Source organism: Actibacterium pelagium (genome assembly GCF_002285415.1).
GTDB classification, from domain to species: Bacteria; Pseudomonadota; Alphaproteobacteria; order Rhodobacterales; family Rhodobacteraceae; genus Actibacterium_B; species Actibacterium_B pelagium.
Window position 1 is genome coordinate 802,212 of the sequence record NZ_NSBU01000004.1, and the last position, 12,833, is coordinate 815,044.

Here is a 12,833-nt window from a genome sequence, read left to right on the forward strand (position 1 = left end):
AGGTGAAAAGGTCGTGTTGTCATCCGGCAGCCTGTTTCGCGGACCACAGGGCAAGGGCGACGACGCCAAGCATGGACAGGGCCATAGCCATGTTGATCCTGCGCTGGGTGCGCTCTGAAAGGTTGAGCCGATGCAGTGACGCCCCAGCCCAGAGCCAGGCCAGATGGATCGGAATCCAAATCGTATTAAGGATCAGCGCCTTGGTGATCATCTCGAACAGAAAGGCATCGGGTGCATAGTTGAACCCCGTGATCAGGGACGTGTTGACGGCATAGGCTTTGGGGTTGATCGCTTGCAGCAATACCCCTCCGACCACCCCCGGAGGTGACTTAGCCTCTGTGAAAGCGATCCGCGCACCGGCAAAAGCGATCCGCGTGGCGAGATAAAGCAGATACGCCACAGAGCAGATCATCAGGACGCTTCGAAGCCACGGCACCGACAGGATGATTGCCGCAAGGCCCGTCATCACCGACAGCATGACAAGGTTGGTTCCGATGAAAAGCCCAAGAACATAGGCAAGAGAAGGCCGAAAGCCGTAGGCGGCGCCAAACCCGGCAGTGGTCATCACGCCGGGGCCGGGTGTGATGATCAGGAAAAACACCGCTGCTGCAAAGGTCAGCATCAGGTGAACTCCAGTTGAACTTTCATAGCTTGCGAACGGTCAGCCGCCATTGCGAAGGCTGCTGCAAAATCCGCGAGCGGGTAGGAATGCGTGACAAGGGGCGTCACGTCGATCAAGCCGGCGCGCATCATGTCGACGGCTATCGCAAACTCCTCGTGGAAACGGAAGGACCCAACCAGTTCGATCTCTTTGGCTGTGATCTGCATCATGGGCACGCGCATGTCCCCAGACAGGCCCAGCTGTATGGCGCGTCCGCGCGGTCGTAACGCGGCCAAGGCAGAGGCCAACGCGACCTCGGCGCCTGAGCATTCGAACAGAACATCGATCTGGCCTTTTCCTTTGCAGAACGGCGCAAGGGCTTCGGGGTCTTCGGCCGTGTTCAGGGTAATGTCGGCCCCGATATAACGTGCGAATTCCAGCGAGGCTTCAGAGATGTCGGTCGCGACAATCCGGGATGCGCCTGCACGGCGCGCGGCAAGGATCACAAGGATGCCGATCGGACCGCAACCGGTGACCAGAACTTGCCGGCCCAGCATTTCACCTGCCTGCCGAACGGCGTGCAGGGCCACGGACAGAGGCTCTGCCATAGCGGCCTGAGCCGCGCTTAGCCCGTCCGCCGGGACGCATTGCGACGCTAGGGCGACCAGTTCCTGACGAAATGCACCCTGAATATGGGGGAAAGGCATGGCCGAGCCATAAAACCGCATGTTCAGGCAATGATTGGGCAATCCACGCAAGCATTCTTGGCAGGCCCCGCAGGGGCGCGATGGCGACACAGCGACTAACTGGCCCACGCTTAGCCCCTCTACCCCAGCCCCCAAGGCGGCCACATGTCCTGCCACTTCGTGCCCAAGGATCATCGGCTCGCGAAGTCTGATCGCTCCGAAGCCGCCATGAAGGTGGTAATGTAGATCCGTGCCACAGATACCGCCACGAGAGATATTCACCAGAACCTCTCCGGGTCCGGGGGCTTCGACAGAACAGTCGGTCAGGCGCAAGTCATGCGCCGCGTGGGCATAGAGTGCTTTCAAAGGTTGTTTCCTCCCGTCGGGGCTTTTGCTTGCAACGGCCCCGAAATGGTATACCATTTTCATCAAGGCGGGTTTGCAGGGCAATGTCAACCGTCCGGACACCACGCTGGGAGGGGATTTATGCGGTTGTTTGATTTGACCGGGCGGACGGCACTGGTCACAGGATCGTCGATGGGGATCGGTCGGGCTTTGGCACGTGGTTTGGCCGAAGCTGGCGCGCGAATTGTGCTGAATGCTCGGGATCCCGGGCGCCTTGAGGCCGCGGCCGAAGAGCTGCGCGCGACCGGTGCCGACGTCTTGACCTTGTGTTTCGACGTGACCGACCCAAAGGCAGTTCAAGAGAAGATTGATAGCTTTGAAGCCAACCATGGTCCCATCGATATTCTGGTCAACAACGCTGGGATGCAGCACCGCACAGCGCTGGAGGATTTTCCAGTCGACGCTTTCGATCGGTTGATGCGGACCAATGTGAATTCAGCGTTTTACGTCGGACAGGCTGCTGCGAGGCACATGATCACACGGGGCAAGGGCAAGATCATCAATATTGCCAGCGTGCAGGCCGCGCTCGCCCGTCCCGGCATCGCGCCCTATACGGCGTCGAAAGGTGCCATTGCCAACTTAACCAAGGGCATGGCGACGGACTGGGCGAAGCACGGATTGAATTGCAATGCCATTGCGCCCGGCTACTTCGATACGCCGCTCAATGCGGCATTGGTGGCCGACCCAGAGTTTTCTGCTTGGTTGGAAAAACGAACTCCGGCGGGGCGCTGGGGTGAGGTTGAAGAACTGGTCGGGGCCTGCGTGTTCCTGGCCTCGGATGCGGCGAGTTTCGTGAACGGGCACACCCTGTTCGTGGATGGGGGCATCACGGCAAGTCTTTAGGAGGGGAATATATGACGGACAAACCGGTTATCGGCTTTATCGGCGTGGGCTACATGGGCCACGGCATGGCCAAGAACATCTTGCAAGGCGGGTACGACCTGTGGATCAAGGGGAACGTGAACCGCACCCCGATCGACAGTCTTGTCGGGATGGGGGCCAAAGAGGCGGCCAGCCCGCGCGAGATGGCAGAAAACTGCGATATCATCCATATCTGCCTTTCCAACAGCCCACAGGTGGAAGCGGCCATTCGCGGGCCAGACGGCATCCTTGCCGGGGCACGTGAGGGGTTGATCGTGATCGATACAACCACCGCCGACCCGGTTTCGACCATGGCCTTGGCGGCCGAGATGGCCGAGCAGGGCGTTCGGATGGTGGACGCGCCTCTGGGGCGGACCCCGAAAGAGGCCGAAGAAGGCATGTTGGATGCCATGGTCGGGTGCGACGAGGACCTTCTGGAGGTGATCACTCCGGTCATCGATTGCTGGGCCGGCACGATTACACGCATCGGTCCGGTTGGAACCGGGCACAAGATGAAGTTGATGATGAACTTCCTTGGGGCGGCCTACGCGGCGCTTTACTCGGAAACTGCCGTTTTGGGGGCAAAGGTTGGCATTTCGCCCCATACGTTCCGCGAAGTAATCGAACCCAGCCGCCTTGGAAGCGGGTTCTTCGGGACATTCATGAAATACGTCTGCGAGCGGGATGAGAACGCACATAAGTTTTCTATCGCCAACATGTCCAAAGACATTCGCTATGTGAACGCCATGGCCACGGATGCTGGTGTGATGAACGTGATGGCCTCTGCCGCGCGCCATTATTTCACCCATGCCGAGGCCGTTGGGGGCGGTTCCGATTTCGTGCCGATGCTGTCGGATCACGTCGGGCGCCTGAACGGGGTCGATATGGAGGCCGCGACGAAAAAGTAACTGCGGGGAGGGCAGGCCATGCTGAGTCAGCAGCAAAAGGACTTCTACGCCGAAAACGGCTATCTGATGATTGAGAACGCGGTCACTCAGGAGCAGCTGGAACGTCTGCGCGACATCACGACCCGGCTGATCGAGGAATCGCGGGCCGTAAGCGAAAGCAACGATGTCTATGACCTTGATGCAGGCCACAGCGCAAATGCGCCTCGTCTGACCCGGATAAAGATCCCGCATAAGCAAGACCCCTACTTCTGGGAGGTCTTGCGCCATTCCATGATGACCCGGGTTCTGAACGACCTGCTTGGTCCGGATACGACGATCTTGACGTCGAAGCTGAATACCAAGGCGCCCGGCGGCGGGCGGGCTGTCGAGTGGCATCAGGACTGGATGTTTTATCCCCACACGAATGACGATCTGCTGGCCTTTGGGCTGATGCTTGAGGATGTGGACGAGGAGAACGGTCCGCTGATGGTGGTGCCCGGCACACATCGTGGACCGTTGTTGGATCACACGGCGAACGGCTATTTCGCCGGGGCGATCGACCCGAAAGATCCGCTGTTCGAAAAGGACAGGATCGTAACCCTGACCGGTAAGGCAGGCAGCATGACCGTACACCACGCGCGGCTGTTGCACGGGTCCGCGCCGAACATGAGTGATCGCACCCGGAAGATCCTGTTTTACGAATGCGCCAGTGCTGATGCCTGGCCGATCCTTGGCTCGAACTCCTACTTCCACGCGTTGGGGCAGCGTAAGTTCTGGGAAGACCTTAAGGATCGCACGATTACCGGCTCGCCTTGCCTGACGCCGCGCCTTGAAAAGGTACCGGTGGTGATGCCTATGCCACCGGCTCCGGACACGGGGTCGATCTTTAAGACACAGGAAAGCGCAGGCGCCAAAAGCGCCTTTGCGGGTGCGGCGGACGAATGAAGATCACAGCCATACACAGTCATGTGCTGCAAACCGACATGCCCGAAGAGCTGGGGTATTCCCAGCAATATTACGCCAAACGCACGGCGCATCTTGTCGAGGTGCAGACCGATGAAGGGATCACGGGATGGGGCGAGTGCTTTGGCCCCGGCAATGTGGCATTGGCCAATAAGGGGATTGTCGAACGGGTCATCGCGCCGATGGTCCTTGGCAGCGACCCTTTGGATCGCGATGTGTTGTGGCACAGGGTCTATAATCTGCTGCGGGATCACGGCCAGAAAGGCATGCCGCTTCAGGCGCTTTCGGGTGTTGATATCGCGCTTTGGGATATCGCGGGCAAAGTCGCGGGCCTGCCGTTGCACAAGCTGATCGGCGGGGCGCATCGGACGCAGGTTCAGGCCTATGGCTATGGCATGATGCTGAAACGAGAAAGCGTCGCGGATCATGTTGCCCGATTTGCCGATGAGGCTGCCGCGATCCGGGACATGGGATTTGTCGCGACCAAGATGAAGGTCGGACTTGGCGCCCGCGATGATGTGAAACTGTGCGAGGCCGTAAGGCGAGGCGTGGGCCCCGATTTCGATTTCATGGTCGACGCCAACCATTGCTACACGACGCCCGACGCATTCTATGTTGGACGGGCGCTCGAGGAACTGGGCGCTTATTGGTTCGAGGAACCCGTCGCGCCCGAAGACCTGGACGGCTATCGCGAATTGCGCGCGGGGCTGAAGGTAAACATCTCGGGTGGCGAGGCCGAGTTCAACCGCTGGGGCTGGCGCGCCATTTTGGAAAACCGGGGGCTGGACATCGCGCAACCCGAAGTCTGTGCATTGGGAGGCATCAGCGAGTATCTGCGTGTTTTGGCGCTATGCCATGCGCACCACACACCGGTGATCAACCATGTCTGGGGGTCGGCAATCGCTGTCGCCGTCAACTTACAGCTTCTGGCGGCAATGCCTCCCTTGCCCGGTGGGCTCTTCCCGCGGGAACCGTGGCTAGAGTTCGATACGACCCTGAACATCTTCCGCGACGAAATGCTTTTGGAGCCGTTGAACATCCAGCAGCAGGTCGCGGACAATGGCGGTTTTGTCACAGTGCCGACGGGTGCAGGCATCGGGGTGGAACCCGATCGGGATTTCATCGCGCGCTACGAGATTGAATGACACGACCTAGCGGTGCGGGCGCCCCGCTGGATGTGACAAATGGAGAGCGTAATGGCCCAATGTAGCGATGCTGCGATGGTTCTTTTCTATGACATCGACGGAGAGACCTCGGATCACGACTATTGGCACAGCTACGAGCATTTTCACGAACGCCTGTCGGTTCCCGGCTTTCTGCGCGCGACACGTTGGATCGCGACCAAAGGGGCGCCGCGGTATCTGGTGACTTATGAAGTCACCGATGTAGATGTCGCGCGTTCTCAGCCTTATCTGGACAGGTTGAACGCGCCTTCGGACTGGACCAGCGAGATGATGCCTCGCTTTCGCGGAATGGTGCGAGGGTTTTGCCGTGTTGCGGCAAGCGCTGGTTTCGGATTGGGGCGGTCAGTCGCAGCCCTTCGTTTCACGCCTGAGGATGGGCGCGAGCAAGCGGTCATAGATTGGCTTGGCGGGCAGATGGCCCCGTTCCTTGCGTCGCAACGCGGCGCGGTTTCGGCTCAGCTTTTGCGCCCGGAACCGCCGCCACCAATGACCCGTGAGCAGGCCTTGCGCGGTGCCGATCAGGCGATGCCTTGGGTGTTTCTGCTGCACGGTTATGATCCCGACACGCTTGATCTGTTGCGTAAAACGTACCTTGGCGCGCAGCATCTGAAAGAACACGGCATCAAGGACGTGACTGTTGGCCGGTATACGTTCCACAGCACCGCTTCGGCGCAAGAAGTGCGTCGGACGGAGAAACCCCGTGCCTTAAGTCAGGCCGAGCGAAATAGCGGGGGCCCCGACCTTGATCAGTAGGTTGCGCGCCCACCCGAAAGATCAAACGCAGCGCCGGTGGTGAAAGAGTTCTCGGGGCTGGCCATCCACGCGATCATGGCGGCGGCTTCTTCCACTTCGACAAAGCGGTTTCGTGGAATTTTCGACAGCATGTACTCGATGAATTCCTCTTCAAGCTGGTCGAAAATGGCCGTGCGCGCGGCGGCGGGCGTGATGCAATTCACGGCGATGTCGTGGCCTGCAAGTTCTTTGCCAAGCGATTTGGTAAAGGCGATGACACCGGCCTTCGACGCAGAGTAGGCCGAGGCGTTGGGGTTGCCCTCTTTTCCGGCGACCGAGGCAATGTTGACGATACGCCCAAAATTTCGGGCCTTCATGCCGGGGGTGACCGCCTTGTTGGTAAAAAAGGTGCCCATCAGGTTGATATCAATCACGTCGCGAAAGGCGGCGTTATCATAGTCCTCGACCGCCGCGTTTGGTCCCGCGATGCCTGCGCTGTTGACCAGGATATCGACGGGTCCCAGTTTCGCTTCGGTCTGAGCCAGCGCGGAAGTCACGCTTTCAGAATTCGAAACATTGCAGGCAACTGGAATGACCTGACCTAGTGGGCCCAGCTTTTCGGCGGACCTGGCGGCCAGCGCTTCGTCAAGGTCCCATAAAGCGACCCGCGCGCCAGAGGCCAGAAAGCGCGCGGCCACGGCATAGCCAATCCCTTGGGCCCCACCAGTAACCACCGCAGTCAGATCAGACAGGTTGATCTCGTTCCGTTTCATGCCTCGACTCCTTATTCCACAACGACGGCCCGGCCGTCGGCGATCATCTCTTCGATGGCTGGCATCTGGCAAAATCCAGCCGCCACTTTCTCTTCCAAGTCGGCTTCAAGTTTTTGGACGTGACGCAGACGCGCGATCACCGTGTCGATTTCTGCGAAGGGGACAATGACGACGCCGTTGCGATCCGCGACGATCAAATCGCCGCTTTCGATATTCACGCCGCCGACAACCGCCCCAAAGCCGACCTTGGCCGGGCCGTTGGAATAGGGTGAATTCGGCGAGAGCCCGGTGCACCATGCGGGCAAACCGGTTTCAACGATACCGTCGTAGTCGCGCATTTCTCCGTCCGTGACGAAGCCCGCAGCGCCCTTGTTTTTCAGCATTCCGCAGAACTGGTCGCCCGCGGCAGAGCAATTCCGATGCCCGTGCACCGCGGACACCACGATGTCTCCGGGCTTTAGAATGTGCAGTGCGCCCATGGTCGCCAGAATTTCCTGTGGTCCGTTGTCGGCCACCAATGCGGGGCCTACCGCCCGGCAGTCGATATCCCGGCCGCCACCGATGGGTTGAATGCGGCTTTCAAGCGCGCCTTGGCCCCCCATGGCATCACAAACAAAACCGGTGGGGACATCTTGGAATGCCGCGATTTGGTCCGCCGTGGGGCGTGGGAAGTTGGGGCGTAGGGTCAGGATGGGCGGTTCTTCGATCATGAAGCAACTCGGTTCAGGAGGTTAAGAATTGCAGGGCATAAAGCGTGCCCATGCCGGCGATGATGGCCCAGATTACCCCAAACCGCAGCCCGGCAAGCAGGGCGGCGATAGCGGCAATCAGGCGAATGGGGTCAGGCGATCCGCCGGTTGCCTCGGGCCAGATCACCAATGGGGTGACCAGCGCAGGAAACACAGCGACGGCAACATATTTCAGGTGTAATAGCAGCCAGTCCGGCAACTGCCGACCACCCAGAATGCCAAGAAAGGAAAACCGGATCAGGAAGGTTCCGATGGCCAGCAGTGCTGTGAGTGTCCAGAAGGCAGAGTCAGAGATCATGTTGTTGCCCTCTGGGCGCGACGGCGCAGATACAATTCTGTTTGCGCACCAGTCAGAATACCAAGCGTGGCGGCCACGATCAGTCCCAATGACCATGGGACCCAGGCAAAGGCCAAGGCGGCGACAGCGGCGACCAACGCGGCCACGACGTGTGCCGCGGATCGCAGAAGCGGCGCCGTCATTGCGATGAAGCAGACCGGAACGGCGAAATCGAGTGAGAAGGCCGCTGGGATCGCCTGACCGACCAGTGCGCCAAGAAGTGTGCAGCCGTACCAGATCGGGCAAATCAGAAGCATGCAGCCAAAGTAATAGGCCACCCGCGCGGCCGGGCTCATTTCGGGTTGATCCTCGTAGGTCCGAACGGCCACAGCGAAGGCCTGATCGACCATCAGATACGCCATCAATGCACGCGTGCCGAGCCGCGCGTGGCCAACGTACGGCACAAGTGCCGCTGAATACATGGCCATGCGCAGATTGACCGCCAACGCGGCGAAAAGAGCAATAAAGACGGGGGCGTTTTCCTGCAAAAGCGCCACAGCCGTGAATTGAGAAGCTCCGGCGATGACCAAAACCGACATGGACATGGTTTGAAGCACATCCAAACCGGCGTCACGGGCCACAACGCCGAAAAGCATGGAATAGGGGACCACGATCAGGATGAAAGGGGCGCAGTCCAGATACCCGCGCCAAAAGGCCCTGCGTGGTGTCATGGCAATCGGCGTGACTGCAAGATCAGCTTGGTCAGCGCCAACCCGGTTGCCGTTGCCTCGCAGCGGGCCTTTTGCAGGGCTATCGTTTCGCCGGGCGTTTCGGTCAGGCGCGCCAGATCATGCATCCGATCGCATTGCAGCAAGTTTGCCAGAAGGTCGTACTTGAGCTCGATACTCGCGATCGCAGTGATCTGTTCCTCGGCTTCGGCAGAGATCTTTTGCATTTGGTCTTGGATGCCGGTGGACCACCCGTCCTTGACCTCGACAAAACAAAGTGTGGCCGAAGCGGTCTGTTCTTCGGGGTCGTAGCTAAGACATGCCGCTTGGGCCGCATGTACGCATTCGGCAGCAGGGGCATTGTTCTCTATTCGCGTATCAACGCAGGAGCGAAACGCGTCCAGGTCGACCTCTGCGAATGCGGGCCCTCCCAAGCACAGTGCGGTTATCAAGCTGATGGTAAGCCGTTTCATCGGGTCAATCCGCCTCCTCCTAGCGGTCGCGCGTCTTTACGCTTGCATTTGGTATACCAAATGGGAAATGTATAACAAGAGCCGAGACAAGATCAGTGTCTTCGGCACGGATTTTCGGGGGAGGAAGAGATGTCAGATACACGCGCAGGAAAACGATTTCGGTCGCAGGAATGGTTCGACAACCCCAACAATCCAGGGATGACGGCGCTGTATGTAGAGCGTTATCAAAATCAGGAATACACACGCGAGGAACTGCAAGGCGGCAAGCCGATCATCGGCATTGCGCAGACCGGCAGCGACCTGGCCCCCTGTAACAAAATCCACGTTTTCCTGATGGATCGGATCAAGGCGGGCATCCGCGAGGCTGGGGGCATTCCGATGGAATTCCCGGTGCATCCGATTCAAGAAACCGGCAAACGCCCTACGGCGGCGTTGGATCGCAACCTCGCCTATCTGGGGCTTGTCGAAGTGCTTCATGGCTATCCGATTGACGGGGTGGTCCTGACCACCGGCTGTGACAAGACCACGCCGGCGATGCTGATGGGGGCCGCGACGATGGATATCCCCGCGATTGCGCTTAATGGCGGCCCGATGCTGGACGGCTGGTGGAAGGGCAAGCGGGCCGGGTCGGGGATGATCGTGTGGGAAAGCCGCCGTCTCTTGGCCGCTGGAGAGATCGACTATGACGAGTTCATGAGCCGTGTCTGCTCCTCGGCGCCTTCGCTGGGCCATTGCAACACGATGGGCACAGCCAGCACGATGAATGCCATGGCCGAAGCGCTTGGTATGAGCCTGACTGGCAACTCGGCCATTCCCGCGCCGTTCCGTGAACGCATGGCGATGGCCTATGAAACTGGCAAGCGTATCGTGCAAATGGTGTACGACGATCTGAAACCTTCCGACATCTTGACACGAGAGGCGTTCGAAAACGCCATCGTCGTGAATGCTGCGATTGGCGGGTCCACAAACGCGCCGCCACACCTACAAGCTGTGGCACGTCATATCGGGGTCGAACTGGACGTACGCGACTGGGAAAAAGTCGGGTTTGACGTGCCCTTGATGGTGAACATGCAGCCGGCAGGTGAATACCTGGGCGAAAGCTTTTTCCGCGCGGGCGGCGTGCCGGCTGTGATGGGCGAGTTGAAGAAAGCAGGCCGCTTGAACGAAGGCGCGATGACGGCGACCGGCGCCACGATGGGTGAGAACCTAGTCGGGTGGGAGAGCCAGGACCTTGATGTGGTCACCACCTATGACGCGCCCTTGCGGAAAAACGCGGGGTTCAAGGTGCTGTCGGGGAACCTTTTCGATAGCGCGCTGATGAAGACCAGCGTGATTTCCGAAGACTTTCGGAAACGGTTCCTGTCCGAACCCGGAAACGAGGGTGTGTTCGAGGCCAAGGCCGTCGTGTTCGAAGGCCCCGAGGATTATCACGATCGGATTAATGATGCCGATTTGAATATCGACGAACGCACGATTCTGTTCATTCGCGGCGTCGGGTGCGTGGGCTATCCCGGCTCGGCCGAGGTGGTGAATATGCTGCCGCCCGATGCGATTGTCCGTCAGGGCATTAACCACTTGCCCACAGTTGGCGATGGGCGCCAGTCGGGGACCTCGGAAAGCCCGTCGATCCTGAACGCCAGCCCGGAAAGCGTTGTTGGCGGAGGATTGGCCTATTTGCAGGATGGCGACATCGTGCGTTTGGATCTGAATGCCTCGACCATGAACGCGCTGGTGGATGAAGGTGAATGGCAGGCCCGGATCGACGCTTGGGAAGCGCCGGAACTTGTACACCAGACACCCTGGCAAGAGATTTACCGCACCCATGTTGGCCAATTGGCCAACGGTGGTTGCCTAGAACTGGCCACGGCCTATCAGAAGGTGCGGCAGACGTTGCCACGGGACAATCATTAAGGGGCTGACATGACCAATAGCATTATCATCACCGGGGCCGGGCGTGGCGTCGGCAAGGCAACGGCAGAGAGGTTCTTGGCAGCAGGCTGGCAGGTTGGATTGGTCGGGCGTACCGGTGCTTCGCTGGAAGAGGTTGCTGCCGATCATGAAAATGCGCTCGTGCTTGAATGTGACGTGACCGAGGAAAGCGCGGTCGAGGCTGCTTTTGACAGGGCCGTGGGTGCATGGGGGCGCGTCGATGCGTTGTTCAACAATGCGGGTGTCTCGCTGAAAGGCGCGCCAGTTGACGAGATCAACGTAAACGATTGGCGCAACCTGATCGACATCAACGTGACCGGCAGTTTCATCTGCGCCAAGACGGCCTTCGGCGTTATGCGCAGTCAGGATCCGCAGGGTGGACGGATCATCAATAACGGGTCTGTCTCGGCCTATGTGCCACGCTGGGGGTCTGCGGCCTATACCGCGTCCAAACACGCGATCACCGGTCTGACACGGTCGATCAGCTTGGACGGTCGGCCGTTCAATATCGCCTGCGGGCAGATCGACATTGGCAACGCGCTGACCGATATGGCGCAATCGATGACCACCGGAATGCCGCAGGCGGACGGGTCGATCCAAGTCGAGCCGGTGATGGATGTGAAACATGTGGCGGACTCGGTCCTGCACATGGCCTCGCTGCCGCTGGACGCGAATGTGCAATTCATGACGGTGATGGCAACGAATATGCCCTACATCGGTCGGGGTTAATGACATGAAAAAAGTCAACAGATTGCTGGTGACCGGTGCAGCGGGAACCATTGGCGGGCTGATCCGGGACGGGGTGTCGGAGTTTGCCGAGATCCTGCGTCTGTCAGATATCGCCGATCTGGGTGAGGCGCGGCCGGGTGAAGAGATTATGCCCTGCGATCTGACCGACGCAGATGCTGTGCACAAGCTGGTCAGCGGTTGTGACGCGATCCTGCATTTCGGCGGAATCTCGACAGAGAACCGGGCCGATCTGATCCACAAGGTCAACATCGAAGGGACCTATTCGCTTTACGAAGCAGCACGCAAAGAGGGGGTCAAACGCATCCTTTTTGCCAGTTCAAACCACGTGATTGGCTTCCACAAGCGCGAGACGCGGTTGACCGCGTCTTCGCCGATCCGGCCGGATGGAAACTATGGTGTTTCGAAGGCCTATGGAGAGGCTCTGGCGCGTCTTTACTGGGATAAATACGGGATCGAGACGCTGATCGTGCGGATCGGGTCGTGCTTTCCGGCCCCCAAGGACCGGCGGATGATGGCCACCTGGATGAGCGCGGGCGACATGGTGCGGCTGATCGGGCGGATGATCGACACGCCCCGGCTGGGATGTCCCATCGTTTATGGCGTTTCGGACAATGCCGAAAGCTGGTGGGATAATTCGGAAACCGACTATCTTGGCTGGCGGCCGCAGGACAGTTCGGCGCAGTTTGCCGGGCTTTTCGACGATGTCCCGCAAGAAGACCCAACCGATCCGGCGGTGATCTGGCAGGGCGGTATGTTCGCCAAGGCCGGGCATTTCGACGACTGAGGTTGCAACTTGCTACAGTGGCCCCGACCGGTTTGCTGCTCCAAGATAAAC

15 protein-coding genes are annotated in these 12,833 nt (G+C 59.4%); 8 read left to right on the plus strand and 7 right to left on the minus strand.

The window, feature by feature from the left end; all coding sequences use genetic code 11:
- Positions 1-19: 19 nt before the first annotated feature.
- Both CLM58_RS04125 and CLM58_RS04130 read right to left on the minus strand, forming a co-directional pair.
- Entirely contained in the window at positions 20-622 is a 603-nt protein-coding gene (locus CLM58_RS04125) for a LysE family translocator (protein ID WP_095594612.1), read from the minus strand.
- Positions 622-1,653 (minus strand): L-idonate 5-dehydrogenase, encoded by a 1,032-nt coding sequence (locus CLM58_RS04130; RefSeq protein WP_095594830.1) that lies wholly within the window; start codon positions 1,651-1,653, stop codon positions 622-624. Before CLM58_RS04130 ends, CLM58_RS04125 begins: the two co-directional genes overlap by 1 nt.
- A 120-nt stretch (positions 1,654-1,773) precedes the next feature.
- Between CLM58_RS04130 and CLM58_RS04135 the strand changes: the two genes are divergently transcribed.
- From CLM58_RS04135 to CLM58_RS04155, 5 genes are read left to right on the plus strand one after another with little or no spacing between them, the layout of a single operon-like run.
- Positions 1,774-2,535 (plus strand): SDR family oxidoreductase, encoded by a 762-nt coding sequence (locus tag CLM58_RS04135; protein ID WP_095594613.1) that lies wholly within the window; start codon positions 1,774-1,776, stop codon positions 2,533-2,535.
- A gap of 11 nt (positions 2,536-2,546) precedes the next feature.
- Positions 2,547-3,461 carry an NAD(P)-dependent oxidoreductase gene (locus CLM58_RS04140; protein WP_095594614.1) on the plus strand — a complete coding sequence of 305 codons (915 nt, stop codon included), beginning with the start codon at positions 2,547-2,549 and terminating at the stop codon, positions 3,459-3,461.
- An 18-nt stretch (positions 3,462-3,479) separates the two neighbouring features.
- A complete protein-coding gene (locus CLM58_RS04145; RefSeq protein ID WP_095594615.1) occupies positions 3,480-4,385 on the plus strand; it encodes a phytanoyl-CoA dioxygenase family protein in 906 nt (301 codons plus the stop codon).
- Complete coding sequence (locus tag CLM58_RS04150; RefSeq protein WP_095594616.1) at positions 4,382-5,548, plus strand: mandelate racemase/muconate lactonizing enzyme family protein; 1,167 nt, start codon at positions 4,382-4,384, stop codon at positions 5,546-5,548. The genes CLM58_RS04145 and CLM58_RS04150 overlap by 4 nt, the downstream gene beginning before the upstream one ends.
- Before the next feature lie 51 nt (positions 5,549-5,599).
- The gene (locus CLM58_RS04155; protein WP_143226520.1) at positions 5,600-6,340 is read left to right on the plus strand and encodes a hypothetical protein; all 741 of its coding nucleotides are present in this window, start codon (positions 5,600-5,602) and stop codon (positions 6,338-6,340) included.
- Here the strand turns inward: CLM58_RS04155 and CLM58_RS04160 are convergent.
- The 5 genes from CLM58_RS04160 to CLM58_RS04180 are packed head-to-tail and all read right to left on the minus strand — an operon-like array spanning position 6,334 to position 9,319.
- Positions 6,334-7,092, minus strand: coding sequence for an SDR family NAD(P)-dependent oxidoreductase (locus tag CLM58_RS04160; RefSeq protein WP_095594618.1), 759 nt, complete (start codon positions 7,090-7,092; stop codon positions 6,334-6,336). The genes CLM58_RS04155 and CLM58_RS04160 overlap by 7 nt on opposite strands.
- Positions 7,093-7,103: 11 nt before the next feature.
- Positions 7,104-7,802 carry an RraA family protein gene (locus CLM58_RS04165; protein ID WP_095594619.1) on the minus strand — a complete coding sequence of 233 codons (699 nt, stop codon included), beginning with the start codon at positions 7,800-7,802 and terminating at the stop codon, positions 7,104-7,106.
- 13 nt (positions 7,803-7,815) lie between these two features.
- Positions 7,816-8,139, minus strand: a complete 324-nt coding sequence (locus CLM58_RS04170) for an AzlD domain-containing protein (RefSeq protein WP_095594620.1) — start codon at positions 8,137-8,139, stop codon at positions 7,816-7,818.
- Positions 8,136-8,849 carry an AzlC family ABC transporter permease gene (locus CLM58_RS04175; RefSeq protein ID WP_095594621.1) on the minus strand — a complete coding sequence of 238 codons (714 nt, stop codon included), beginning with the start codon at positions 8,847-8,849 and terminating at the stop codon, positions 8,136-8,138. Before CLM58_RS04175 ends, CLM58_RS04170 begins: the two co-directional genes overlap by 4 nt.
- Positions 8,846-9,319 carry a hypothetical protein gene (locus tag CLM58_RS04180; protein ID WP_095594622.1) on the minus strand — a complete coding sequence of 158 codons (474 nt, stop codon included), beginning with the start codon at positions 9,317-9,319 and terminating at the stop codon, positions 8,846-8,848. The genes CLM58_RS04175 and CLM58_RS04180 overlap by 4 nt, the downstream gene beginning before the upstream one ends.
- 129 nt (positions 9,320-9,448) lie before the next feature.
- Between CLM58_RS04180 and CLM58_RS04185 the strand changes: the two genes are divergently transcribed.
- The 3 genes from CLM58_RS04185 to CLM58_RS04195 are packed head-to-tail and all read left to right on the plus strand — an operon-like array spanning position 9,449 to position 12,782.
- Complete coding sequence (locus CLM58_RS04185) at positions 9,449-11,230, plus strand: IlvD/Edd family dehydratase (protein WP_095594623.1); 1,782 nt, start codon at positions 9,449-9,451, stop codon at positions 11,228-11,230.
- A gap of 9 nt (positions 11,231-11,239) precedes the next feature.
- Positions 11,240-11,977: an SDR family oxidoreductase gene (locus CLM58_RS04190; RefSeq protein WP_095594624.1), complete on the plus strand. Its 738-nt coding sequence runs from the start codon at positions 11,240-11,242 to the stop codon at positions 11,975-11,977.
- 4 nt (positions 11,978-11,981) lie between these two features.
- Positions 11,982-12,782: an NAD-dependent epimerase/dehydratase family protein gene (locus tag CLM58_RS04195; protein ID WP_095594625.1), complete on the plus strand. Its 801-nt coding sequence runs from the start codon at positions 11,982-11,984 to the stop codon at positions 12,780-12,782.
- Positions 12,783-12,833: the final 51 nt, after the last annotated feature.